This is a genomic window from Caballeronia sp. dw_276 (assembly GCF_018449635.1).
GTDB lineage: Bacteria > Pseudomonadota > Gammaproteobacteria > Burkholderiales > Burkholderiaceae > Caballeronia.
The window spans coordinates 229,492-254,864 of the sequence record NZ_JAAVUV010000005.1 but is presented as its reverse complement, the minus strand read 5'-3'; the positions used below and the strand labels follow the sequence as shown (position 1 = coordinate 254,864).

16 protein-coding genes and 1 other RNA gene are annotated in these 25,373 nt (G+C 61.1%); 5 read left to right on the top strand and 12 right to left on the bottom strand.

Annotated features, from left to right (window positions below):
* The first annotated feature begins 128 nt into the window (after positions 1–128).
* Complete coding sequence (gene clpB / locus HB633_RS12505) at positions 129–2,726, top strand: ATP-dependent chaperone ClpB (RefSeq protein WP_213778415.1); 2,598 nt, start codon at positions 129–131, stop codon at positions 2,724–2,726.
* A 234-nt stretch (positions 2,727–2,960) separates the two neighbouring features.
* Entirely contained in the window at positions 2,961–3,395 is a 435-nt protein-coding gene (locus HB633_RS12500; RefSeq protein ID WP_213778414.1) for a nuclear transport factor 2 family protein, read from the top strand.
* Between the two features lie 81 nt (positions 3,396–3,476).
* Here HB633_RS12500 and HB633_RS12495 read toward each other — a convergent pair whose 3' ends face one another.
* Both HB633_RS12495 and HB633_RS12490 read right to left on the bottom strand, forming a co-directional pair.
* Entirely contained in the window at positions 3,477–3,923 is a 447-nt protein-coding gene (locus HB633_RS12495) for a YidB family protein (RefSeq protein WP_213778413.1), read from the bottom strand.
* A 209-nt stretch (positions 3,924–4,132) separates the two neighbouring features.
* The gene (locus tag HB633_RS12490) at positions 4,133–4,714 is read right to left on the bottom strand and encodes a helix-hairpin-helix domain-containing protein (RefSeq protein ID WP_213778412.1); all 582 of its coding nucleotides are present in this window, start codon (positions 4,712–4,714) and stop codon (positions 4,133–4,135) included.
* 5 nt (positions 4,715–4,719) lie between these two features.
* Between HB633_RS12490 and HB633_RS12485 the strand changes: the two genes are divergently transcribed.
* Positions 4,720–4,965 (top strand): hypothetical protein, encoded by a 246-nt coding sequence (locus HB633_RS12485; RefSeq protein ID WP_213778411.1) that lies wholly within the window; start codon positions 4,720–4,722, stop codon positions 4,963–4,965.
* A 91-nt stretch (positions 4,966–5,056) separates the two neighbouring features.
* Here HB633_RS12485 and pbpC read toward each other — a convergent pair whose 3' ends face one another.
* The 10 genes from pbpC to trxA form a co-directional block, all read right to left on the bottom strand.
* Positions 5,057–7,243, bottom strand: coding sequence for a penicillin-binding protein 1C (gene pbpC / locus HB633_RS12480; protein WP_213778410.1), 2,187 nt, complete (start codon positions 7,241–7,243; stop codon positions 5,057–5,059).
* 4 nt (positions 7,244–7,247) lie between these two features.
* Positions 7,248–13,226, bottom strand: a complete 5,979-nt coding sequence (locus HB633_RS12475; RefSeq protein WP_213778409.1) for an Ig-like domain-containing alpha-2-macroglobulin family protein — start codon at positions 13,224–13,226, stop codon at positions 7,248–7,250.
* 132 nt (positions 13,227–13,358) lie between these two features.
* Positions 13,359–14,708 (bottom strand): MATE family efflux transporter, encoded by a 1,350-nt coding sequence (locus HB633_RS12470; RefSeq protein WP_213778408.1) that lies wholly within the window; start codon positions 14,706–14,708, stop codon positions 13,359–13,361.
* 2 nt (positions 14,709–14,710) lie between these two features.
* A complete protein-coding gene (locus HB633_RS12465) occupies positions 14,711–16,474 on the bottom strand; it encodes a glycosyltransferase family 39 protein (RefSeq protein ID WP_213778407.1) in 1,764 nt (587 codons plus the stop codon).
* Positions 16,475–16,737: 263 nt separating this feature from the next.
* Positions 16,738–16,992: a type B 50S ribosomal protein L31 gene (locus tag HB633_RS12460; protein WP_213778406.1), complete on the bottom strand. Its 255-nt coding sequence runs from the start codon at positions 16,990–16,992 to the stop codon at positions 16,738–16,740.
* Positions 16,993–17,136: 144 nt separating this feature from the next.
* Positions 17,137–17,967 (bottom strand): M90 family metallopeptidase, encoded by an 831-nt coding sequence (locus tag HB633_RS12455; RefSeq protein WP_213778405.1) that lies wholly within the window; start codon positions 17,965–17,967, stop codon positions 17,137–17,139.
* 22 nt (positions 17,968–17,989) lie between these two features.
* Complete coding sequence (locus HB633_RS12450; protein ID WP_213778404.1) at positions 17,990–19,537, bottom strand: MFS transporter; 1,548 nt, start codon at positions 19,535–19,537, stop codon at positions 17,990–17,992.
* Complete coding sequence (locus HB633_RS12445; protein ID WP_213778403.1) at positions 19,537–20,016, bottom strand: MerR family transcriptional regulator; 480 nt, start codon at positions 20,014–20,016, stop codon at positions 19,537–19,539. The genes HB633_RS12450 and HB633_RS12445 overlap by 1 nt, the downstream gene beginning before the upstream one ends.
* 165 nt (positions 20,017–20,181) lie before the next feature.
* Positions 20,182–21,447, bottom strand: coding sequence for a transcription termination factor Rho (gene rho / locus HB633_RS12440; protein WP_056363952.1), 1,266 nt, complete (start codon positions 21,445–21,447; stop codon positions 20,182–20,184).
* Positions 21,448–21,768: 321 nt separating this feature from the next.
* Positions 21,769–22,095, bottom strand: coding sequence for a thioredoxin TrxA (trxA, locus tag HB633_RS12435; RefSeq protein WP_031356443.1), 327 nt, complete (start codon positions 22,093–22,095; stop codon positions 21,769–21,771).
* A gap of 372 nt (positions 22,096–22,467) precedes the next feature.
* On the opposite strand from trxA, the gene ffs reads away from it, so the two are divergent.
* Together ffs and HB633_RS12425 are read left to right on the top strand one after the other, a co-directional pair.
* An RNA gene (gene ffs, locus HB633_RS12430) (signal recognition particle sRNA small type) lies at positions 22,468–22,566 on the top strand.
* Positions 22,567–22,783: 217 nt separating this feature from the next.
* On the top strand, positions 22,784–25,297 hold the full coding sequence (locus HB633_RS12425; protein WP_213778402.1) for a DNA polymerase III subunit gamma/tau: 2,514 nt from the start codon (positions 22,784–22,786) through the stop codon (positions 25,295–25,297).
* Positions 25,298–25,373: the final 76 nt, after the last annotated feature.

The following is a 25,373-nucleotide window of genomic DNA, read 5'->3' as shown; positions in this document are numbered from 1 at the left end:
CACGCCCGACGCCGCCTCTCGCCCGATTTAACGATTTATTAAAAAAATTGCCGTTTTCGGGCACCGAAGCGCTTGAAAGTGCCGGATCACCCCTCATTTTGAATACATCCCGATTTGGAGGCATCAATATGAGAATCGACAAGCTCACCACTAAGTTCCAGGAAGCACTGGCCGACGCGCAAAGCCTAGCTGTCGGCAATGACAATCAATACATCGAACCGGTTCATCTGCTTGCTGCGCTGATTGCGCAACAGGACGGTTCCGCGCGCTCGCTGCTCTCGCAGGCGGGCGTACAGGTTCAGGCGCTGGAAACCGCGTTGAAAGACGCAATGGCCCGTTTGCCGCAAGTGCAGGGCACGGACGGCAATGTCCAGGTCAGCCGTGAACTCGCCGGTCTGCTCAACAGCGCGGACAAGGAAGCGCAAAAGCTGAACGACACGTTCATCGCGAGCGAGATGTTCCTGCTCGCAGTCGCCGACGACAAAGGCGAAGCGGGCCGTCTCGCCAAGCAGCACGGCCTGACGCGCAAGGCGCTCGAAGCTGCGATCAACACCGTGCGTGGCGGCGGCCAGGTGCATAGCCAGGACGCCGAAAGCCAGCGCGGCGCGCTGAAGAAATACACCGTCGACCTGACCGAGCGCGCCCGCGCCGGTAAGCTCGATCCGGTGATTGGACGCGACGACGAAATCCGCCGTTCCATCCAGATCCTGCAACGCCGGACGAAGAACAATCCGGTGTTGATCGGCGAACCGGGCGTGGGTAAGACCGCGATCGTGGAAGGTCTTGCGCAGCGGATCGTCAACGGCGAAGTGCCGGAGTCGCTCAAGAGCAAGCGCGTGCTTTCACTCGATATGGCCGCGTTGCTGGCCGGCGCAAAGTATCGCGGGGAATTCGAGGAGCGTCTCAAGTCCGTGCTCAGCGACATCGCGAAGGACGAAGGGCAGACCATCGTTTTCATCGATGAAATTCATACCATGGTCGGCGCCGGTAAAGCGGAAGGCGCCATGGACGCGGGCAACATGCTCAAGCCGGCGCTCTCGCGCGGCGAGCTGCATTGCATCGGCGCAACCACGCTGGACGAATATCGCAAGTACATCGAGAAAGACGCCGCGCTCGAACGCCGTTTCCAGAAGGTGCTCGTGGATGAACCGTCGGTGGAAGCGACCATCGCGATCCTGCGCGGCTTGCAAGAAAAGTACGAGCTGCATCACGGCGTCGAGATCACCGATCCGGCGATTGTCGCGGCGGCCGAGTTGTCGCATCGCTATATCACGGACCGTTTCCTGCCGGACAAGGCCATCGATCTGATCGATGAAGCCGCGTCACGCATCAAGATGGAAATCGATTCGAAGCCCGAAGAGATGGACCGGCTCGACCGTCGGCTGATCCAGTTGAAGATCGAGCGCGAAGCCGTGAAGAAGGAAAAGGACGAGGCATCGCAGAAGCGCCTGCAATTGATCGAAGAGGAAATCGAACGGCTCGATCGCGAATATTCCGATCTCGAGGAAATCTGGATGGCGGAAAAAGCTGCGGTGCAGGGCAGCGCGACGCTCAAGGAAGAGATCGAGAAAGTGCGCGCGGATATCGTGCGTTTGCAGCGCGAAGGCAAGCTCGAAAAAGTGGCTGAGTTGCAGTACGGCAAGTTGCCGGGGCTCGAGGCGCAGTTGAAGCAAGTGACGCAAGCCGAGACCGCCGAGCAGAGCAATCCCACGCGGCCGCGTTTGTTGCGCACGCAAGTGGGCGCCGAGGAAATTGCGGAAGTCGTGTCGCGTTCGACCGGCATTCCCGTGTCGCGCATGATGCAGGGCGAGCGGGACAAGCTCTTGCAGATCGAAGCCAAGTTGCATGAACGTGTGATTGGGCAGGACGAAGCGATTGGCGCAGTCGCCGATGCTATCCGCCGTTCGCGGGCCGGTCTGTCCGATCCGAATCGTCCGTATGGTTCGTTCCTGTTCCTCGGGCCGACCGGCGTGGGCAAGACCGAATTGTGCAAGGCGCTCGCCGCGTTCCTGTTCGACTCGGAGGATCACCTGATTCGTATCGACATGAGCGAGTTCATGGAGAAGCACAGCGTCGCGCGTTTGATCGGTGCGCCGCCGGGATACGTGGGTTATGAAGAGGGCGGTTATCTGACCGAGCTCGTGCGCCGGAAGCCCTACAGCGTGATCCTGCTCGATGAAATCGAAAAGGCGCATCCGGATGTGTTCAACGTGCTGCTGCAAGTACTCGACGACGGCCGCATGACCGACGGGCAAGGGCGCACCGTGGACTTCAAGAATACGGTGATCGTGATGACATCGAATCTTGGATCGCACGTGATTCAGTCGATGGTCGGCGAGCCGCACGAAGCCGTGAAGGACGCCGTGTGGGAAGAGGTGAAGCTGCACTTCCGGCCGGAGTTCTTGAATCGTATCGATGACGTTGTCGTGTTCCATTCGCTCGACCGCAGCAACATCCAGTCGATCGCGAAGATTCAGTTGCAGCGCTTGCATGAACGGCTCGCGAAGCTGGAGATGCAGCTGGATGTATCGGACGCAGCGCTGGAGTTGATCGGCAAGGTGGGTTATGACCCGGTGTTCGGCGCGCGGCCGTTGAAGCGCGCGATCCAGCAGCAGATCGAGAACCCGGTTGCGAAGCTGATCCTGGCCGGCAAGTTCGGGCCGAAGGACGTGATTCCGGTCGATGTCCGGGATGGCGAACTGGTGTTCGATCGCATCGTGCATTAAGACGCTTGTTGTGGGTTGCTGGAAACGCCCGACGAAGTTCGCCGGGCGTTTTTTTCGTTCATCGGGTAGCGAAAGGTTTGGGTTTACCCCGTTAGCGATGTTTGGGCATCGTGATAATCTGCGACACAGTTATCTGACGTCGTATCTAAAAAGTGATCCGTGATTCGATGATGGATTGTTCTGCAAGGATGCAGTCGTAGGACGTCCGTTCTAACCAACCTTAAAAGCTCGAACATGACCAAACTTAAACTCTTGGTGGCAGCGGCCATCGCCTGCGCTGCTTCGGTGAACGTCTACGCTAAAGCCAGCGATCAGGCATCCCTCGACTCGGCCGTTCAGCGGCTGCATGCCGCGATGATCGCGGCCAACGGCGCCGAACTCAAGGCGCTGACCACGCCGACGTTGAGCTACGGTCACTCGAACGCCTCGGTTCAGAACCAGCAGGTTTATATCGATACGATCGTGAGCGGCAAGACGCACTACAAGCGCATCGACCTGACTCAGCCGAGCGTGACGCTCGCCGGCGATAACGCAATCGTCCGGGATCATTTTTCGACGACGGTGGAAAGCGATGGTAAGCAGACCGATGTTGAGCTCGATCAGTTGATGGTCTGGAAGAAGGCTGGCAACGGTTGGAAACTGCTCGCACGTCAGGGTTTCAAGCACTAAGAAAAAAGGGGCATCGGATCACTCCGATGCCCCTTTTTATCTCAGGCGAAAACTCAGGAACAACTCAAAAGCGAAGCACGCTCAAGCCTTCGGCTCTTCGCCCTTGCCGAACAGGCCGCCCAGACCGCCGAGCGAACCGAGCACGCTGCTCAAATCGAGCTTGCCGTCGGCCGGCACTTCGCCGTTGGGCGTTGCCTTGTCCACCAGATGCGGCAGCACTGCAGCGAGCATGCCGCTCAACTGGTCGCCTGACACGCCGGCCTTCTGCGCCAGGTCGGTGACCGCACCCGAACCCAGTACGTTCGTCAGGGTGTCCGAACCGATCGGCTTGTTTTCGCCATGACCAATCCACGATGACACAACGTCACCGGCGCCGTTTTCATGGAAGCGCTGGATCAATCCTGTCAGGCCGCCCGGCTGGTTGTTGATGAATTCCATTGCAATGGCGGCCAGACCGGCCGGCGCTGCGCCGCCACCTTCCGGTGACGATTTGCCGAAGGAGGAGGCGAGGGTATCGAGTAGGCTCATGGCTGTCTCTCTCAAAAGCGATGCGGGTTGATTATCGCCCGGTTGGAAAGCAGTAGCCGGGCGAACAAGGTGCCGTCCGTCCGGACGGCGAGTGTTCTGCTACAAAGCGACCTGCGTACCCTGAAGCTCAAGCGTCGTGTTTGTGGCCATTGCACGAATGACACGCTCTCGCATCAGGTTGTCGGCGCGTAAAAAAACGCGCCGCTTCCTCAGGTTGCTGCCGCGTCGCTCGCGGCTTTCTTCTTCTTTGACTTCTTCGATGCCTTGGCGCCGCTCGCGCCAGATGCCGCATCGGCGGTGGCCGTGGCCGGGCTGCTTGCAGCTTCGGCGGCTTTCGCTTTCTTCGATTTCTTGCCCTTCGGAGCCGATGCCGCATCCGGCGTGACTGCAGGCGTGGTGGCCGTGGTCGCTGCAGGAGAGGTCGCGGCAGTCGCTGCGGTCGAGGACTTCACCGTCGATTTACCCGGCGCGGCGCTCGTGCTCGTTGCGGGCGTCTTGGCCGGCTTCGCGCCCGTTGGCGGCGCGGATGAACCGCCGATTGTCAGCCCCGCTTCCTCCAGATGCCCGACGGACTTCGTGCCAAGTCCTTTCACGCGATTGGCGAGATCGTCGGCGTCCTTAAACGGGCCGTTTGCAGTCCGTTCGTCGATGATCGCTTTCGACTTCACTGGACCCAGCCCTTTGATGGCTTCAAGCGAGGCCTGGTCCGCGGTGTTCACGTCGGTGGCAGCGAATGCAGCGCCCATCGACAACGAAAAGGCCAGAAACAACATCAACAGCTTTTTAAGCATGACAAGTGCTCCAGGTTGAAAACAAAAGGAGAAATGAGTGTCGCGGTGCCGCCCCGACTTTACTGGAAGCCCGGCCAGAAAGTCCAACTAGCATAGGACAAAACGATCGTCAGGATAATGGCGGCGACCGTGAATCAGCCCAGGCGGCATTAATTTTGACAACATCGACGGATATTATTTTGCTGCCGGATCGCTTTCGCCGCGACGTTTCGCTTCTCTTCAGCGATTATCACCAGACACGTGGCGGATGAGGACGGACCTGTCGAGATTTAACAGTTTTGAATGTCTTAGCGATTAATCTGTCTTTTGTCTTAAACCGACGGTCATCGAATCCAGCTTTTGTCAGCCCTTGGTTTTGATTTTCGCGAATGCGCCGCGGACTTCGAATTTCACCGAATCAACGACTGCGCCGTGTGTATCGATGAGTTCCAGCGTGTGATGGCCCGGCCACGGCAGCCATGCCATGCGTTGCGCGCGTCCTGCCGCCTTGCCGTCCAGATGCCAGGTGCTGCCCGAAGGTGCGCCTTGTCCACTTTCGAACCAGACGCGCTGGCGCGCCGCAGGGATGTCAGGGTCGAGCGCGAAGATGGTGCCATCGGTCGGCGTCGCGATTCGGGCCGCTCCTTTGAGAACCGTCCCTTCAGCATTCGCCGATAACGCAATCCGCGACATTTCCGTGCCGCTCAGGAACCAGTCGTCGCGCGCCGGTTCGATATCGTTTTGATACGTGATTTTCGTGCGCACCACGCCTTCGGGCGGGGTGGGTGCTCGGCTTGGCGTCTGCCGGTGCAGATAGTTGACCAACGCGGCCCACACCGGCGCGGCGCCTGTCACGCCCGACACGTCCCACATGGGCGCGCCGTCGGCGTTGCCGACCCATACGCCAACCGTGTACCGCGACGTATAGCCTACCGCCCAGTTGTCGCGCATGTCCTTGCTCGTGCCGGTCTTGACCGCGCTGAAGAAGCGCGTCGCGAGCACGCTGTCGAAGCCGAACGTGCGCGTGCGGGCGTTGTTATCGGCGAGGACGTTCGTCACGATGAAGCTTGCCTGCGGGCTGAAGATGCGTTTCGGACTTGCGGCCGGCGGGTGCGTTGCGACGTCGAACATTTGTCCCGCGAGGCCGCCATTCGCAAGCGTGCGATACGCGTTCGCAAGCGATGCAAGCGTGACGTCCGCGCTGCCGAGCGCAAGGCTGAAACCGTAATAGTCGCCGGCTTGGGTTAGCGGCAAGCCGAGCGACACGAGTGTCTTTGCAAACCTGTGCGGCGTGACCATCACGAGCGTGCGCACGGCCGGCACGTTCAGCGACGACCCGAGCGCCGTGCGCATGCTCACCCAGCCCTTGAAATCGTGATCATAGTTTTGCGGGATATACAAACCGCCGCCCGTGGCTAGATCGAGCGGGGCGTCATCGAGCAGGCTTGCGGACGTTAGGCGTTTTTCATCGATGGCCTGAGCATATAAAAACGGCTTCAGCGTCGAGCCGGCCTGACGCAGCGCGACGACCGCATCGACTTCCGGCGCATTCGATAACCCTCCTGCCGAGCCGACCCACGCGAGGATTTCGCCGCTGCGGTTATCGATCACGATGGCCGCGCCGTCATGCACATTGCGCTGATGCGCGCGCGCGTTGAGTTCGAGCAAGGTGCGCGCGAGCGAGTCGCGGGCGAAGCGTTGAAGGCGCGTATCGAGCGTGGACTTGATGCGCGCGCCCGCTTCCGGATGGACTTCGTTCGCGATACGGCGCGCGAAATGTGGCGCGAGGGAATCGGCATTTGAAAAACGCTGGTCAGCCGATGCCGTGCGTGTCAGCGTCAATTGCACGTAGCTGTCGAGATTCACGCACGGGTCCGCGGCCGGCGCCTTCGAGCGGTTCATGTCGCGCAGGATCCCGCACGCCCGCGACGATACCTTCGCGTAGTTCGCATTCGGCGCGCGCACGAGCGCGGCGGTCAGCGCGGCTTCGCGTTCGTTCAAGCCGGACGGCGCTTTGCCGAACAACGTCTGCGATAACGCCGATAACCCCACGATCTCACCGCGAAACGGCACGAGGTTCAGATATGCCTCGAGAATCTGATCCTTGCGCCACGCGTGATCGAGCCACAACGCGCCGACCGTTTGCGTCGCTTTTTCGGTGACTGACCGTCTGCCCGGGCGGCGATCATCGTCGATCAAACCGGTCAGTTGCATGGTCACCGTCGATGCGCCGCGCGTGCGTGTGTTCCACAAGTTCGCCCACGCGGCGGCCGCGGCGCCGCGCCAATCCACGCCGCTATGCTCGTAAAAGCGCTTGTCCTCCGAGACGACGATCGCTTCGCGCAACGCCGGCGAGACATCCTGCAACGCGACCCAGTCGCCGCGCCGTTCGGTTGTATCGATACGCGTGCGTTGCAGCGCTTCACCATCGCGGCCGAGCAAGACCCAGTCGGAGCTGCGCCAGCCCGAGCGCACTTCGTCGAAGCTCGGCAGGGCTGCGGCCGAGCTTGCGAACATGCATGCGAGAAGGGCGAGGGCGGCGCGTTTCATCGCTTTATTTTGTAGCGGCAGGTGACGCAGCAAGCGGCGCGACGACCACGGTCGCGTTCGGAACCACGCCGAACACGGACGGCGCGTACAGCGCTTCCACGCGCGTGGGCGGCAGCCCGAACGTGCCCGCGTTGTTCAGGCGCACCGTGTACTCGACCTGGAGCTTTCCCTTCGGCAGATAGTCGTAATACGCGCGATATCCATCGAAACCACGTTCCACGAACGCCGGCCACGCGCCTTGCGGACTCTTTTCGCCTTCGGTCGCGGCTTCCGAATCGCGGCCGAGGCCTGAGCCGAGAATCGTTGCGCCCGCTGGAACCGGGTCGTTCACGACGACCCACGTCATGTCGCTTTGGGCTTCGATATCAAGATGCACGCGGACGATGTCGCCGCGCGAAAGCGTGCCCTTGACGGCGGGATCGATGGGCGTCATGGTTTTCGTGATTCGATACCCCGCCGCGAACGGCGCCTTCAATGCAACGGCCGCGAGACTTTCGATGGTCGCCCACGGCTTGCCGGCGCCATCTTGCGTGAGGTTCAGCGCGCCTGTGGTCCACGGCAAGGTGACGCTACGCGGATTTGCTGGCGAAGGTGGCGTGCTCCACGCGATGGCTTTTTCCACGCCGCCCAACGCGATTTGCGTTTGCCCCGTCACCGGCGTGCTTTCGAATACGCGCGAGAACCGCTCGACGGCAAGCTTGCCCCACAGATTCGATGTCGTGGTTTGCCATGCGCCGTTCTTTTGCAACGCGAGCAATCCGCCGATCAACCTCGGCATTTCGTCCTTCCACGAAGGGTTATCGGCGAAAAGCAAGGCCATGCGCGCGGCGTTCGTTTCCGGACCGGTCATGAGCCAGTAGAGGTCGTCGTCGGCGGCGGTCGAGAACGTCAGGCGAGTGCCGGAATACGTCATCCGGGCGCGCAGGATCTGATCGATCTGTGCGCGCTGGTCGTCGCGTTGCGCGATGCCGTTCACGCGCGAAAGGATCGCGTAGTAGTCGAGCAACGCGGACGTCGGCCATTGATTCGGCGCAATGGTGATCGAGCCGAGCATGCGCGGTTCGGCGAGACCATAACGCGACAATGCCTCGATTGCCGAAAGCTTCACGAAGTCCAGATCCTGACGTGGCGACCAGAACTTGCGCTGGATTTTCCCTTCGACAAAATTCGTCAACGCGCCCGCGAGTTTGTCGCGAAGGTCGTCGGGCAGCACGTATCGGCGATCGGCTTTCGATGCTTCGTCGCTGACCGCAAGCAGATACGCCGACAACGCCGGACTGCCGTAAGCGCGCGAATCGTCCGATGGCGGGAAGTAGTTCGCGAGGCCATCGCTGTCGAGGTACGAGGGCATGCGCGCGATGACCGTTTGCCATTGCGCGAGGTCGTTCAATCCCAGCGAACGCGATGTCTGCTGCTCGAGGCAGCTATATGGATAACGTTCGAACCAGCGACGCACGCCCGGCAAACCATCGGCGAGTTTTGGCTGTAACGTGACCGCAATGCCGCCGCGAGTCTGTCCATCCGCCGATGCCACCGCCGTCTCCGGCGGCGCGATGGGCAGGGTGAACATGCCATCGACTTGCGTCATGGTGGCTTGCTGAACCGTGACGGGAATTGCGGGCACGACGCGTTGCGTGAGCTTGATGGCGTCGGCCGCTTTGGGACCGCCTTGCTCCGCTGCGCTCACTTGCCAGTTCAACGCGCCGGTCGCAGCCAGGCCAATGGCATCCGGCGTGTTGATCTCCCACGATATTTCCTTCGATGAATCCGGTGCGAGTTCAACGGTTTGCGCCTTCAGATCAAGCGTCGGGACGTTCGGCGTGACCACAACCTGCATGGTGCGCGCCGTCGTATTGCGCAGCGTGAAGAGCGCGCGGAACTGGTCGCCCACGCGCACGAGCGGCGGCAAGCCGGATATCAGTTGCAAGTCCTGCGTGCTGCGTATCGACGCGCTGCCCGTACCAAATTGCCCCGCGCCGACAGCCGCGATCGCAACGATACGGAAGCTCGTCAATGCGTCGTTCAAAGGCACGTCGACTGACGCTTCGCCGTTTGCATCGAGCGTCAGGCGCGGGTTCCAGAGGAGCAGGGTATCGAAGAGTTCGCGCGTCGCGCTATGTCCGCCGCCACCGCCCGCGGGCACGGCTTTACGTCCGAAGTGGCGCCGCCCGATGATTTCCATCTGCGCCGTCGCCGTCTCAACGCCATACGCGCGTCGTTGCAGCATGGCATCGAGCACGTTCCAGCTTTGATTCGGCATGAGTTCGAGCAGGGCTTCATCGACGGCCGCGAGCGCGATCTGCGTGCCCGCCGGCGCCGGTTTGCCGCCCGGCAGCGTGACGCGAATCTTCACGTGCGCCTTGGAACGCACCGCGTACGACTTCGCGTCGGGCGTCACGGTCACGCCAAGCTTATGCACCGCCGTACCGACCTTGATCTCGCCCAATCCATACCGGAACGCAGGCTTCGACAAATCGACGAGCGGCGTAGGCGCTTCATATTGCCGCCCTTCGTACCAGAACGCATGCGCCCAATCGAGCGGCGCTTTCCAGCCCCACGTGAAAAATGAATACCACGGCACTTCGTGAATCCGGCCGCGAATGGCGAGCACCGAGACGTACACGTTCGGTCCCCACGTATCCTGAACTTTCAATTCGATAGTCGGGTTCTTGCCATCCAGTTCCACGACCTTCGTTTCCACGATCCCCTCGCGTTCCACCGCGACCAGCGCGGTCGCGAAACGGAACGGCATGCGCACCTGGAAGCGCGCGGTTTCGCCGGGTTCGTAGCTCGTCTTCTCGGGCAAGACGTCGATGCGGTCCGTGTTTTCACCGCCGAACCAAAGCTGGTCTTCGCGCGTGACCCAGACCGAGGTCGTCGCGTTCGCGACGCGTCCTTCACCGTCTTTCGCGATCGCAATCAAGTCGACGTTGCCGGCTTCCTTGAGCTTTGCATCGCAGGAAAGCAGGCCGTGGTCGTCGCTCTTGCCGCTGCAGAGCGTGCCGAGGTCCTTGGTTTCGGTGTGGTTATCGTAGGCATAGAAACCGCCGACCATGCGTTTGCGCGAACTCGTCATGGTGCGCGCGACGCCGCGAATTTCCAGCGCAACGCCGGCGCGCGGCTTGCCTTGCAGATCGACGGCGAGCGCCTGGACCGGCACTGCGTTCCCCACCGATACCCAATCGCCCGCCTTGATGCCCGCGGCAACCTCGGCGGGCCAAAGCGTGGCGTCGCCGCGCAGCGTCTGGATCTCGCCGTTCGGGTCCGCGAAGGTTGCTTCCAGCGCGAGTCGTTTCGGCGCTTCGACCGCCGGCAATGATTTCAGCGTCAACGTGCCCGTGCCGTTGCGATCGAGCGTGAGCGCGGTTTTGTCGGCGACGAGTTTTGCCGTCGATGTATCTTCCTGCGCGCCGGAATTGTCGTCGTCGCCTTGCGCGGAGGGCGCGCTCGAGCCGTCGTCGGCGGGTTTCTTGTACGGGGCGAAGCTGAACGCTTCGAATTGCGATGCAAACGCCGGCGATGTGTCTTTCATCAACGCCGACACTTGCACCGGAAGATTCGATGCCGGTCCGCCCGACACATATTCGATCTGCACCGCGAGCGGCGCTTCTTTCGCCGCGACGAGCGCGCCGGTTTTCTGGTCGCGTATTCCGATCGACCCCTTGAACACCGGAAGGCGGAATTCCTCGACGCGGAAACTCCCTGTATCGATGCTCATGCGGCCGGAACTTGAATCGTCATCGTCGCTGTCTGCATCGACCTTGCCGTCGTCCAGCGTCACGCTGTACTCGCCGAGCTTCGGGGCGGCGGGAATCGGGAACGTGGAGTCCGCGCTGTGATCGGCGGCCCATTTGAGCGGCAGGTGATACGTCTGGCCGCTGCCCAGATGCCGGATCGTCACGCGTGAGGGCATATGCGCCGGGAACGCGAAACCGCTGAGCGTTTCCTCGCGCATCAAATGTTTCATCGATACCGTTTCGCCTGCGCGCAAGAGCGTCCGGTCGAACACGGTCGTGGCGCGCGTGGTCTGGTCACGGCTCATGTCGGTCGGGACGTTGAAGCGCCAGCTTTCGATACCGCGATTCCAGTCCGAGCGCACGAACGCCATGTCGGGACCGGTCTTCGGATCATCCACCCGTGCCGACACAAAGAAGCCCGACCAGTCGAAGCTGTCCGAACCACATTCGTTCGCGGCTGCAAGCGGTTTATCGATCTTTGCGATGCCTTGGGCGTCCGTCTTCGCCACGGCCAGTTGATCGCCATTGCAGTCGGTGACGCGAACCTGCGCGTTGGGCACGGGTTTGCCGCTGTCGAGCGCGGTCACCCAGACAATGCTGTTCTCGCGCCCTTGCTTGAAATGCACGCCGAGGTTCGTGACCAGCACGGAGGTGCGCACGTACATGGCTTGCGGCTTGCCGAGCAGCGAAGCGCCAAGCGCCGGCGACGCCAGTTCGACCACATAAAAGCCTGGCTTCGCGAGCGGAATGCCGACCACCTCAAAAGGACGCAAGGACTTCGGATCGGCCTGCGGCACGCTCAATGTCTCGACGCCCGGCCGCTTTGCAAGCAGCGACAACGAACGGATATCGATCTCGGGATTTTTCGGCGTGCTTCCGAATGCGTAGACGGGCTTGATGCCGTTGTGAAGGACTTCCGGCATCAATTTCTGGATCTGCGAGACGGACATGGAAAAGCCGTCGAACTGGTCGACGGTCTTCATCCACCGGCGGATATCCGCATCGGCGTCCACGCGCAGTTTCGTCACGCTCGACGCGCCCGCGTTCAGTCCGCTGACCTTCAGGTCGGCTTCCACATGCCGCAGCGTGACGGGCAACATCGCGGGCATATTGGGCTCGGCGAAGCGCTCGATGATCCCGAACGTCGACGATGAAAACTTGGCGAGCGGCGGCATCGGCGCGGTGGCGGTTTTCAGCGGGAACAGATCGGCATTGGACAACGCGCGGCCGCTGGCGTCCTTCAAACCACCGGGCAATTCGATCGATAAATCCGCGTGTTCCGGCAATGGCGCCGCGAATTCGACGGTGCTGATTTCGCTGTCCTTTTCGTCGGGATCGAATGTCGGCGATGTTTTGCCGCCCGGGCCGTGCAGCGTGATTTTCGCCGCGTCGGTGCGAAGCACGGGCGAGCTGAAACGAATGCGCAACGGCCGCAACGGCGTGCAGGGCGCTTTTGCGTTTTCACGTTCGCACGAAAAACTCGCGGTGAAGGGTTCGCGTACATCGAAGTCGAAACGCTTTTCAACATCGTTCGCGATGCCGCTCGGGCCGGTCACGCCACGGCCGTAGACGAGTTGCATCTTCGTGGCCGAAGGCAAGGTCTGCTGGCAGGCGAGCGTAAGAACGCGGGCGCTGTCTTTTTCGAGGCGGAAGTGCTTGAGAAGGGCCGTGCGCGAGGTGACTTCGACAGCCTTGACGGGAACGCGGTTACCCAATCCATTCGATTCGCACCAGATGTTTTGCAGCGCGGACGTTTCGGTTGCGGGGCCGTTGAGCTTCAGTACAAAGAACTGATTTTCTTCGATCTCGCCATAACCGGGCATTACGCTCAAAACGAACGGGCCGCCCGTTTCAAAGCGATATTCACGTGGTCCGCTCAATGCGTTTCCAGCGTTCGATTTAAGGCCGTCGTTGAGCGCCACCGAGCAGCGCATGCCGGGCGTCAGGTCCTGATTGAAGTCGTAGGCCCAGGTTTTATCGTCGATCCAGTGGGCCGACCCTGCCGCTGCGCCGCCGCTGCAATGCACTTGAGCCGGCGCCTTCGCGGCTGGATCGCCGAACGCGATCATGGGTTCATCGAACTTGACGACGACTTGCCGGACCTGCGTCACCTTGCCTTGCGGCGAGACGCTGACTGTGCGGGCGGCATCGGCGCGATGCGTGGCGCTCAAGAAACCAATTGCCAGCAATGAGACGGCAGCAGCGGATGCCAGCGTCCAGGTTCGTTTTTTTATGACGCTGATCATCGAATGCGCTCCGGGATGTCCAAAACCGCTGGCGATTTTACCGGAGCGTTACGTCAACCTAACCATTTGTTTCCATCGCGCGACACGATTTGATGATTGTTTGCATCGGATGCGCGTTGCCGCGTGTCGATGCTATGCCGCGATGTGGCGGCGGCTCACGCGACGCCAATACAGGAAGAGCCCGATGCCCGCCACGCCCAGGCTCAGCGAATTCGCGACCCAGAAACCGCGCGCGCCTTGTAGCCATGGCGGCGCAAATCCGCCGACGTCGAAGCCGAGCAGATAACCGCCGCCCAGCCCGATTCCCCACAACGCGACGGCGTAGATGACCGTCGGCACGACCGCGACCTTGTAGGCGCGCAGCACGAAGGCCGTGGTGATCTGCAGGGCGTCGAAGAGGTGATAGAACACGACGATTGCCAGAAGCGGCATGGCGGCGGCGATGACCTGGGCGTCCGGCGTATAGGCCATCAGCACGTAGGGCCGCAGCGCGAACAACGCCACGCCATACACGCACGCGATCCCGCACGAAAGCGCAATGCCATGGCGCGCGAGAGAACGGGCGGCATCGAATTGCTGCGCGCCGATTGCCTGCGAGACGAGCGTGGCCGATGCCACGCCAATGGAAAGCGGCGTCATGTAAAGCACCGCGCCGATGTTCCCCGTGATTTGATGGCCGGCGAGCGTGGTCGTGCCGAAGTGCGAGATGAACAGCGCCATGAACGTGTACGACGTCACTTCGATGAGATAGGACAGTCCCATCGGAATGCCGAGCTTGAGCAGCGCCTTTTGACGTTGCCAGACGGGCCAGCAAAAGCGCGCAAAGATGCCGAACGGCCGGAAGAACTCGACGCGCACGAGCACCGTCATGCCGACGATCGCAATCAGCCAGTTGATTAGCGTGCTTGCGATCGCGCAGCCGGGACCACCCAGCGCCGGCATGCCGAAGCCGCCGAAGATGAACCACAAGTTGAGCGGCACCTTCACCACGAGCGCGCCGACCTGCAGGAACATCACGAGGCGCGGTTTGCCGACCGCGTTGGTCAGCGAGCTATAGACGCGAAACGCGAGACTCGCCGGCAATCCCAGCGAAAGAATCCGCAAGTAGGAGAGGGTGCGTTCGTGCAGGACGGGCGGGGCGTCGGCGATGCTCAAGAGCGGTTGCGGAAAATACAGGCAAACAAATCCGATCACCGATAACACCGCCGCCAGCCACAACGCCTGCCGCACTTCCTCGCCGATCTCCGCCTCCTGGCGGGCGCCGAACAGTTGCCCGGCGATTGGCTGCAAGGCCGTGAGAATGCCGGTGAGGCCAATGTAGACCGAAATATATATCGATGAACCCAGGCCGAGCGCGGCGAGATCTGTGGCGGAGAAGCGGCCGACCATGGCGGTATCGATCACGCCGAACGCAATGATCGCCAGTTGCCCGATCAGCACCGGCCACGCCAAGGCTGCGATCTTCCGGACGTCCGGCCACATGGTCAGTTCGTGCCCCGGCGAAGCGGCTTCGGCCCCGGCCGTCTGACCGGCGGAACCGGCCGCTCGATACGTACGTACAGCCGGAAGCGCTCGTCGCGGTCGGCGACGCGGCGGCCTTCCCAAACCAGCTTCCAGACGAACGTGGAAATGGACGATGGCTCGCCGTAATCCTGCGTGTCCTGGCGCAGGATGACGTCGCAGTCTTCATCGAAGGCGAAATGCATGCCGCCGAAATACGCGAACGTCGCGATCTGCGCATCGCCCAGACGTACTGGAGAGATGCAAGTGTAGTCGGCCGGGAGGTGATCGGCGATCTGCTCCGCCACGTCACGATACGTCCGGCTGTAGTTCACGACCGGCAGCCACAGCGTCATGAGCAGCACCCACATGAGCGTCGTGCCGGCGCTCGAGAGCACCACGCTGCGCCACAAGACCTTCGGATGCCGCGCGAGCCGCCAGCGCGCGAGCGAGAACCAGCAGACCGTTACGGCCACCGCGCACACGAACGACAGGATCTTGAACTCCGGCTGGAAACCCGGTGCGAGGCGTGCCAGGTTGCGCGCGAGCGGCGCCGGGAAACCGTAGAGGCCCGCCGTCCATACCAGCCAGACGAAGGTGGCGAGCAGGGTGAAGCTAAGCATAGCGAACCAGTCGATGGCGTTGATCGCGCCGCGCTTGAGCGTAGGCAGCGCGAACGTGGCAAGCACCGAGAGCGGCGGCAGCAGCAACATGAAAAGCCGGTTCGACTGGTGACTCTGCAGGATCACGAGCACCAGCAACGGCCCGATCACCGATACCGGCACCGCGACGTGCGGCGAACGCCGCAGTCCCGACCAGCTTACGAAGGTCCAGATGGCAAGCGGCCACGCGGGCCAGGTGAAAAGCGGCAGGTTCTTGATTGCGTACGACAACGCCTGGATCGGCGAGCCGGAGAACGAGTCGAAACTGTGACGCCACCATTGCCGCAGCCACCACTCGCCGTCATCGGGGTAAAAGTGCAGCACGGGCCAGACCCACGCGCCAATTACAATCACCGCCACCGGCACGCCGAGCACCAGCAGATAAAACGGCCGCACTTCCCGCACGATCACGGTCATGGCCAGCGTGCAGATCAGCAGGGCGAGCACCAGCACCGGGCTGCTCGACAGGCCGACAAGACCAATCGCCGCACCCCAGATGAGCGCGCCCTGGATGGGTTTGTCGCAACTGCGCACGAGGCCGTACACCAGCATCGCGGTGCCGGCGAACTGCGCAAGCTGGGGTGTGGTTTCGTGGCCGCGCTCGGCGAGACCAAAGCAGGCGAGCAGGATCAGCAGGGCGCCGTCGGCGAGGGTGCGGCCGTAGTCGCGCGGTTCCGGTTCGCCGCCGAACGCGTACTTGAAGGGCTGCGCTTCGTCGCGGCGGCCCAGCAGATAAGCCGTGTACCAGACAAACGCGCACGCAATACAAAAGAGCAGGCCGGTGATGACGCGCGAGGCGTTGCTGGCATCGACCCAAGGGCTCAACAAGCGGATGAAGCCCGCTCCGAGCCAGTACATGAACGGGCCGTCGGCGGTCGAAGCCTTGCCGACCAGATTCGGCAGCAGCCAGTCTTTTACGCTGCCGTTTGCCATCGTCCACATCACGCCGAAACCCGCCGCGTCTTCGTTTTTCCACGGATCGCGGCCAAACAAACCAAACGACGCGTAAACGATACAAATGGCAAGCAGCAGCCAGCGCGGCAGGGCGCTGGTTGCGGAGGCGGTCAGGCGGATGACATTTCGCATGCGGTGGCGACAGGAAACAGAACTGATTGGGTAAGACGATGGCGCCGGGTCGCGGCTGGCAAGCCGGGGCGCACACGGTTTTCGTGACGGATTTTCGTCACTTTCTAATTAGTGCAATTTTTAACGAATCCGGCATTGTAGACGGGAGCCGTGCCGCGCGTCATTGCGGTGCGTGCAAGCAGGTTGTCGAACGAAAAAACGGCGAAAAAAAAGGCAGCTTTCGCTGCCTTTCTTCGGTCCTGCCGCGCTGCAATTCCGCTGAATTACTTCTTCGACGAGAATGCTGCGAACTTCTTGTTGAACTTCTCGACACGGCCGGCCGTGTCCATGATCTTTTGCTGACCGGTGTAGAACGGATGCGATTCCGACGACACTTCGATCTTTGCCAGCGGGTACTCTTTGCCTTCGAACTCGCCGGTTTCGCGCGTGTTGATGGTCGAACGCGTAATGAATTTGAAATCATTCGACATGTCGACGAACAGCACTTCGCGGTAATTCGGGTGAATGCCTTCTTTCATGGTCTTTCCTTTGGTATCTGTTGGTAGCCAGCCCGCTCAACGTGCGTTCGGGATCTTTCCCGAGCGCGAGCCACTTGCCTGAGGTCGAAAACCGTGGATTATGCCAGAAAATCAGTTGTTTGGCATGTTTTTGGGGTTCTCGTCTTACGCTTGCGAAAGTGCAGCCACACCCGCCGGGTCTTGCCGGTAATAGCGTGCAAGCAGCCGGTACAAATCGGGGTACGCCCGCTCGAACGCCGCTGGTTTGACGAACAGCGCCTCGCTGCACACCGCAAAGAACTCCGACGGATGATCGGCCGCGTAAGGGTCGATCAGGGATTCGCGCTCGAAGCGGTTCCATCGGCGATCGGAAACGGCGTCGACCTGGGCGCAAAAATGATCGTAGGCGTGATCGAAGACGTCGTTCCAGGCGCCGGAATCCAGCGGCGCGTGCCATTTGCGGTATAGCGGCGGACGCCCGTCCGCCTCGCCGTTGAGCATGTCGATCTTGTGCGCGAACTCATGGATCACGACGTTGTAGGCGTCTTCGCCATCGGTCATCTGCGCGTCTTCCCACGACAACACCACCGGGCCGCCTTCCCAAGCCTCGCCGCTGGCGTCGTGTTCGACCTCGTGGACCACGCCGTCCTCGTCCTCCACCGTCTTCTTGATCAGAAACTCGCCCGGATACACGATCACGCCGACCCAACCGCGATACAACTCCAGGCTCAGATTCAACACCGGCAAGCAGGCCTGCACGGCGATGGAGACGATCATCGCGTCGGTCAGGGCAAGATCGTGGGCCGTCGAAAACTCTTTCTCCGCGATGAACAGCGTCGTGTTCTCGCGCAGACGGGTGAAGTCACCGGCATCGAGATGACCGAAAAACGGCAGCCGGTCGAGCGTGGCCTGCCAAAGCGCGTCATCGATCGCGTATTTGCGCAGCGCGCGCTCCCGACGATTCCCGCCGATCAGCCGGGTCAGAAAATTGGCCATGAGTCCGTTTCAGTCTTTCGAGTCAGTCGATCTGCTTTTGCCACGCCGCGAACAAACCGCCGCAAATCGCGACGCCCATCAGGAAATAGAACCCATCGAGCGACGCCAGGAAACTTGCTTGCTGCGTAACCATCCGCGAAATCGTCACGATGGCAAGCGCGTGCGCCTCACTGGCCGTATGGCCGGCGGCAGCGAATCCGTGCGCAAGGGTAGCCGCGGCGCTCTGAAACTCCGGATTGTACGGATTTACGGCTTCGGCGAGCCGCGATTGATGCAGCGCCTGCCTGTGCTGCTCCACGATAATGATCGCCGCCGTCGCAAACGAAAGCGTCAATTGCCGCACGATATTTTTAAGCCGGTAGCCATGCGTAAATTCTTCGATCGCGAAGATCTTGAACGTCAGGTTCGCCACCGGCAACACGATGAAAAGCAGCAACAGGCCGCGCAGCAGCATCGGCACAATGAGGTCGATCTGCGCGACGCCCGGAGACATGCGCGTCATCAGCCATCCGACGAGCGCCGCAATCAAAAACCCCGGCACGATGATCCACTTCTTGCGCGTGACGTACTTCGTATATTTGAAGTAGAGAAAGAGCGCCGAACCCGATATCAGCGACGTTACTCCAACAAGCCGCCCGGCGTTCTCGACCGGATAGCCGAGCCCTTGTTCGAGAAAACGTGAGATCAGATAACTGAATCCCGTGGACTCGAAGTAATAGAGCATGTAAAGCGCGAGGCCGATCTGGAACGAGCGCTCGCGCAGCGCGTGAAGGCGAACGAGCGGAGCGGGGTGATGCCACTGATGCCATGCAAACCAGGCAAGCGCGCCGATACCCGCCGCCGTCAGCATCACGAGTGTCGGCGACGTGGTGAAGTGTTCGAACCGCACTTGTTGCATTACGATCTGCAGCGCGCCTTGCGCGAACGCAAACAACAGATATGGCCAGAACGGCGTGGCGCCGCGTTCATCGCGATGCACATTGCCTGAATCGGGAAGTGCCAGCATTGCCAGGCCAGCGAACGCGAATCCCACGGGCGCGGTGCAGGCAAACAGCGCGCGCCAGTCGAAATGCGAGACCAGCCAGCCGCCGAGCAACGGTGCGAGCGCGCTGCTGCCCACGATCAACATCAGGAACGCGCGCGTTGCGCCGGCGCGCTTTTGCGGCGTAAAGCTGACCTGGATCAGGATTCGGCAAGCGCCCATCATCGGGCCGATGAAATAGCCTTGAAGACCGCGCGTGAACATGAGTTCCAGCGAGGTTTCGGTAAGCGCCGAGAGAATCGCGCCGCACGCGTAGAAGAACATGCAGCCGGCTACATATCGACGATGCCCCAGCCGGTCGACCCACCATTGCTGCTGCAAGATCCCGAGCACGGCGGCGACCGCGTACGCGCTCGATGACCACACGAGTTCGTCCGGCGATGCATTGATGCCGCCCGCAATGTAGCTCGCAAAGAACGAGAAGATGGCGTTATCGAAGTAATCGAGGCCCGTCACCAGCGCGAGCACCCACGGGAAAAAGTCGCCCCGCAGCCGCTCGACTGCGAACACCGGCGCGCGCGCGCTCATTACTTTTTGCTCCCCGGTTTCGCTCGGGTTCTTGATTGCCGTTCGAGGAGGGCGTCGGCGGGCTGGCCGGCAAGGCGCGCTTCCACATAATCCAGATCGAGTCTGAGCTCCGCCCGCACGGTCTGCGCTTCTTTCAACTCGCGGCGCACGTTTTCGATGCGGGAATCGATGGCATCGAGCTGCTGCTGCAAGCCATTTTTGATCTCCGCCAATGAATCCGGCGAATAACGGTTCTTGCCGGCCTCGGTCTTTTCAAGCGGGCGCTTGAGCATCTCCACAATTCCATGCAGCGAAAACCCGAGCGAGCGCAGCCGGAGAATGCGCCCGAAGCGTTCGAGATCGGCCGTGTCGTACAGCCGATATCGTCCTTCGCTCCGGCTTGGTACGACCAAACCGCGCTCTTCGTAGTATTTGAGTGTGCGAGGCGTGACGCCCAGGCGCTCGGCAGCGTCGCGCACGGTCAGGAGTTCGTCGGACATGGCGTCAGTCGGCTTTGGTTTCGGCAGAAGTTGGCGTCCGCAAATTATAGGTCAACATGGACGTGAACGTTCACGTTGACAATCGCTTCGATGGTTTCGATGAACGAAAAAAAGCCGCCCGCGAATTGCGGGCGGCTTTTCATGTTTCTTCTTAAGCGTCGGGGCTCAGCTACCGCCGCGGCGCATCAGATCGAAGAATTCAGCGTTGTTCTTGGTCTGGCGAATCTTGTCGAGCAGGAATTCCATTGATTCGACTTCGTCCATGTCATGAATGAACTTGCGCAGCACCCAGACCTTTTGCAACAGATCCGGCTTGATGAGCAATTCTTCGCGGCGCGTGCCCGACTTGTTCAGGTTGATCGACGGATACACGCGCTTTTCAGCAAGGCGGCGTTCCAGATGCACTTCCATGTTGCCGGTGCCCTTGAACTCTTCGTAGATCACGTCGTCCATGCGGCTGCCGGTTTCAATCAGTGCCGTACCGATAATGGTCAGCGACCCGCCTTCCTCGATATTCCGTGCCGCGCCAAAGAAACGCTTCGGACGTTGCAGCGCGTTTGCGTCTACACCGCCGGTCAGCACCTTGCCCGAAGCCGGCACGACCGTGTTGTAGGCGCGCGCGAGACGCGTGATGGAGTCGAGCAGAATCACGACGTCGTGCTTCATTTCGACCAGGCGCTTGGCCTTTTCGATCACCATTTCCGCGACTTGCACGTGGCGCGCGGCGGGTTCGTCGAAGGTGGAGGCGATCACTTCGCCCACCACCGAGCGCTGCATTTCCGTCACTTCTTCCGGGCGTTCGTCGATCAGCAACACGAACAGCACGATATCCGGATGATTCGATTTGATGGCGTGCGCAATGTGCTGCAGCATCACGGTCTTGCCGGATTTCGGCGATGCCACAAGCAAGCCGCGCTGACCCTTGCCAATAGGCGAGATCATGTCGATGATCCGGCCCGTCACGTTCTCTTCCCCGCGCATTTCGCGCTCGAGCGGCAGCGGCTTGTTCGGGTGGAGCGGCGTCAGGTTCTCGAACATGATCTTGTGTTTCGAGGCTTCCGGCGCCTGGCCGTTGACCTTGTCCACCTTGACCAGTGCAAAGTAACGCTCGCCGTCTTTCGGCGTACGCACTTCACCTTCGATGGTGTCGCCGGTATGCAGATTGAAGCGGCGGATCTGCGACGGGCTGATGTAGATATCGTCCGTGCTGGCGAGATATGAAGTCTCAGGGGAACGGAGGAAGCCGAAGCCGTCCGGCAAAACTTCGAGCGTGCCGTCCCCGAAAATCGTGTCGCCAGTCTTGGCGCGCTTTTTAAGAATCGCGAACATCAATTCCTGCTTGCGCAGGCGATTGGCGTTTTCGATCTCCAGGCCATTGGCCATTTCGATCAATGCGGAGACGTGCTGAGACTTGAGCTCGGATAAATGCATACGGATTTCCCGCCAGGGAGAAGAGGTGCAACAGAGAATTTGGGAGGAGAAGTGAGCTGAACGCTCAAGGACCTAAACCGTCTTGGTCTTGCAGTCTTAGGATTCTAGCATAGCACATGCCGACGGAGCCTCGAAAAGGCTTGGTGGCAGCGGAATTCACTCATGTTGTGGTCGCACAACATTCTGCGGGAATCTCACAGGTGCAGGGAATTGCTTTTATTTGTTAGGCCTGGCGCGGGCGCCAGGCGGTACATCCGTACAAACTTGTCATTGGGTCCGGACGCCGTGCAGGTAGCCTGCACTGGCGCGCCGAATCCAATATCAGAGGTTGCTGTCGAGAAATGCAGTCAGTTGCGATTTCGACAAGGCGCCAACCTTCTGCGCGGCAACTGCACCGTTCTTGAACAGGATCAGCGTGGGGATGCCGCGCACTCCGAACTTCACGGGCGTGGATTGGTGTTCGTCCACGTTGATCTTCGCGATTTGCAGGCGGTCGCCGTAATCCTTGGCGACTTCGTCGAGGATGGGCGCAATCATCTTGCAGGGACCGCACCATTCAGCCCAGAAATCGAGCAGAACGGGTTTATCCGACTTCGTGACGTCCTGGTCAAAGGATGCGTCGCTAATATGTTTGATCGATTCGCTCATTATGTAGATACCTCTATGAATTCGAGGCCCGCGTTTGAATGCTCGCCACGATACACCAAAACAAGGAAATTGTTTGCCCGCGCCGCGGGGTGTAGAACCGCTCGCTTGGGTGGGCGCGGAGCCGTTGCCGGATCAGCCGCTTTCGCCCGCGACACGGTGTTTAACCGCTGCTTCAGAGTGTCATCTTAGCCTACTTTGCTATCTGTTGCCGGGTACCGATAGGATGTGCCCGGACACGCCTTTTTCAAGATCTGCGGGCCGGTTTTTCTGCGCGGACGAAGGCGTCAATGAGCCAAACGGTATTAGCGTGAATGCGAGCCTGAGCGAAAGCGGGGGTGCGCAATGCGTATCATGTCTGATATGATTCTGCGTGACGGGCCTCCTCGCATGGTGGCGCGGTCAACCTGGTCAGGTCGGGAACGAAGCAGCCACAGCCGTTTTCTACCAGTGCCGAGGGTCGGGCTCGTCACCTTCGCTTTATCTCCTGCGTTTCGTCGCCTCGTTTTACCTCTGCCTGATTCCCCAGCGTTTTTCGCTGCAGTTATTTGCCTCCCCCATTTGGTTCGAATGCATCGCGGCCCGGTCGCATCTCAGTGCGCATCGCGGATCGCGCCGAATGCCTTGCCGGCACGCGCCATCGCCCTTTGGGAAACGCTTTGGCTCTTGACGTTGCTGATACAATTTCGGCATGACCTATCAAGTTCTCGCACGCAAGTGGCGCCCCAAATCCTTTGCCTCGCTCGTCGGCCAGGAGCACGTCGTTCGCGCGCTCACACACGCGCTCGACGGCGGGCGGCTGCATCACGCTTATTTGTTCACGGGAACGCGCGGTGTTGGCAAGACAACGCTGTCGCGTATCTTCGCGAAGGCGCTTAACTGCGAGACCGGCGTGACATCGACGCCTTGCGGCGTTTGCCGGGCGTGCAAGGAAATCGACGAAGGGCGTTTCGTCGATTATGTGGAAATGGATGCGGCAAGTAACCGCGGTGTGGACGAGATGGCGGCGCTGCTCGAACGCGCGGTCTACGCCCCGGTCGATGCGCGTTTCAAGGTCTACATGATCGATGAAGTGCACATGCTCACGAACCACGCGTTCAACGCCATGTTGAAGACGCTGGAAGAGCCGCCCGCACACGTCAAGTTCATTCTTGCCACTACGGATCCACAGAAGATTCCAGTCACCGTGCTTTCGCGCTGTCTTCAGTTCAACCTGAAGCAGATGCCGGCGGGGCATATCGTCGGGCATCTGGAACACGTGCTTGGCGAGGAGAAAATTCCTTACGAGCCGCAGGCGTTGCGATTGTTGTCGCGTGCGGCGGACGGCAGCATGCGCGACGCGCTGTCTCTCACCGATCAGGCCATCGCGTATTCGGCGAATCAGGTCACCGAAGAAGCCGTGCGCGGCATGCTCGGCGCGCTCGATCAAAGTTACCTGATCCGTTTGCTCGATACACTGGCAGCGGGCGACGGGCCGGGCGTGCTGGCGATCGCGGACGAAATGGCGTTGCGAAGCTTGTCTTTTTCCACGGCGTTGCAGGATCTCGCCGGACTGCTGCACAAAGTGGCGTGGGCGCAGTTCGCGCCGGCATCGGTGCTCGACGAATGGCCGGAGGCTGGCGATATCCGTCGTTTCGCCGATGCGCTCAGCGCCGAGCACGTGCAATTGTTTTATCAGATCGCGACCATCGGGCGTGGCGAGTTGGGTCTCGCGCCTGATGAATACGCCGGGTTCACGATGACCCTGCTGCGGATGCTCGCGTTTGAACCTGCGGGTGGTGGTCCGGGCGGAGGGGGTGGTGGCGGCGCGCGTGTGAAGGCTGCCGGAACCGGCGTGAACGCTGCAAGCACGCGGGCGCTTGGCGCAGTGACGGCCGGCAGCGTTCGCGCTGTCGCGGACGTGACGCCGGAAGTGGCCGCTGCGCCGCAGCCGGATCGAGCGGATCAGCCGGTAGGATCCGGCGAATCCATTCAGGCTGATATCGGCAATCCGGCCGCGGCAGAAGATTGCTTGGCTGAAAAAGATATCGAGGGCAGTTTGGCCGATGCCTCCGGCGCTCTGCCAGCCAGTGCGGCTGGTGACGATGCGCCGGGCAAGCAGGGCGTAGATGCGCAAACTTCCGTCGATACCTTTTTGCCGCCGACCGCGGAGCCAGAAGTTTCGGCGGATCATGAACCTGCTGCTGGGATTTCCGAGCCCGAGTCGGCGCCCGCGCCAATAGCCGCCGCCGCTCATGAACTCGCAGAGCGTACGGCAGCAGAATCAACCCCGGGTACTCTGGTGGAAAATCCGCCAAAGGGTTCGTCGATCGGCTCGCCGCGAGCGCCAGGTGGCGCGAGTGCGGCGCTCGACGTGTTGCGCAGCGCCGGCATGCGGGTGTCGTCGGATAGGGGAACGCGTCCGGCCGAACCAGCGCGCAAGCCCGTCATGACAAAGGCTGCGCCAGTCGTACAGGTTCCGGCGCCGCGTCGTCCTGCAGCGCCGCCCGTGCAAAACGCGGCCGCGAGCGATGCCCGTCCCGCCGCGGCCGCCCGCGTTGGCGCGAACAACGGCAGTGCCGTCCCTCCGTGGGAAGAAATTCCGCTAGATGATTACCATCCGGCGTCATCGGACGATGCTTATTTCATGGCCTCCGACGACGGCTTTGTGCCCTCGTTCGAAAGCGGCCCCGACGACGTGGGCTTCAACGACACATCCGGTTCGCAGCCCGTCACCAAGCCTGCAGCCAAGGCCGATGCCGGTCCGCTGCCACCGGCCGTGCCTCTTGACGCCATCGGTGTCTCCGGCGACTGGCCGGCGCTTGCCGTGGACTTGCCGTTGAAGGGCATTGCTTATCAGCTCGCGTTCAACAGCGAGCTGACCGCATGCGACGTTGCATCGATCACGCTGGTCGTGCCCGTGCCGCAATACGCTGAAAGCGCACAGGTCGCCAAATTGAAAGCGGCGTTGATCGACAAGCTCGGTCGGCCGCTCGAAGTGATCGTGAGCGTTGGGGCCGCACGCCGCACGGCTGCGGCTGTCGACACCGCTCTTCGCGCCGAGCGCCAGCAGCAGGCAGAAAAGGAAATCACGCAAAATCCGTTCGTGCAATCGCTGATCCGCGATTTCGGCGCGAGTATCGTGCAGGGATCCATCAAGCCGATCGCGCCGGAGAACGGCAGCGGCGCGCAGGGCGGTGGCCAAAATGCAGCATCGGCAAATTGAGTTTTTAAAGAACATCGAAACACTGTTTAAAGCGCCTCGATGCGCATATTCATTGCTGTCGCGGGCCTGAACGAAC

What these genes read in the sequence shown, in the direction of transcription:
- clpB (WP_213778415.1), top strand. Translation starts at nt 129, where the DNA reads ATGAGAATCGACAAGCTCACCACTAAGTTCCAGGAAGCACTGGCCGAC.
- HB633_RS12500 (WP_213778414.1), top strand. Translation starts at nt 2,961, where the DNA reads ATGACCAAACTTAAACTCTTGGTGGCAGCGGCCATCGCCTGCGCTGCT.
- HB633_RS12495 (WP_213778413.1), bottom strand. Translation starts at nt 3,923, where the DNA reads ATGAGCCTACTCGATACCCTCGCCTCCTCCTTCGGCAAATCGTCACCG.
- HB633_RS12490 (WP_213778412.1), bottom strand. Translation starts at nt 4,714, where the DNA reads ATGCTTAAAAAGCTGTTGATGTTGTTTCTGGCCTTTTCGTTGTCGATG.
- pbpC (WP_213778410.1), bottom strand. Translation starts at nt 7,243, where the DNA reads ATGAAACGCGCCGCCCTCGCCCTTCTCGCATGCATGTTCGCAAGCTCG.
- HB633_RS12475 (WP_213778409.1), bottom strand. Translation starts at nt 13,226, where the DNA reads ATGATCAGCGTCATAAAAAAACGAACCTGGACGCTGGCATCCGCTGCT.
- HB633_RS12470 (WP_213778408.1), bottom strand. Translation starts at nt 14,708, where the DNA reads ATGTGGCCGGACGTCCGGAAGATCGCAGCCTTGGCGTGGCCGGTGCTG.
- HB633_RS12465 (WP_213778407.1), bottom strand. Translation starts at nt 16,474, where the DNA reads ATGCGAAATGTCATCCGCCTGACCGCCTCCGCAACCAGCGCCCTGCCG.
- HB633_RS12460 (WP_213778406.1), bottom strand. Translation starts at nt 16,992, where the DNA reads ATGAAAGAAGGCATTCACCCGAATTACCGCGAAGTGCTGTTCGTCGAC.
- HB633_RS12455 (WP_213778405.1), bottom strand. Translation starts at nt 17,967, where the DNA reads ATGGCCAATTTTCTGACCCGGCTGATCGGCGGGAATCGTCGGGAGCGC.
- HB633_RS12450 (WP_213778404.1), bottom strand. Translation starts at nt 19,537, where the DNA reads ATGAGCGCGCGCGCGCCGGTGTTCGCAGTCGAGCGGCTGCGGGGCGAC.
- HB633_RS12445 (WP_213778403.1), bottom strand. Translation starts at nt 20,016, where the DNA reads ATGTCCGACGAACTCCTGACCGTGCGCGACGCTGCCGAGCGCCTGGGC.
- rho (WP_056363952.1), bottom strand. Translation starts at nt 21,447, where the DNA reads ATGCATTTATCCGAGCTCAAGTCTCAGCACGTCTCCGCATTGATCGAA.
- trxA (WP_031356443.1), bottom strand. Translation starts at nt 22,095, where the DNA reads ATGAGCGAATCGATCAAACATATTAGCGACGCATCCTTTGACCAGGAC.
- HB633_RS12425 (WP_213778402.1), top strand. Translation starts at nt 22,784, where the DNA reads ATGACCTATCAAGTTCTCGCACGCAAGTGGCGCCCCAAATCCTTTGCC.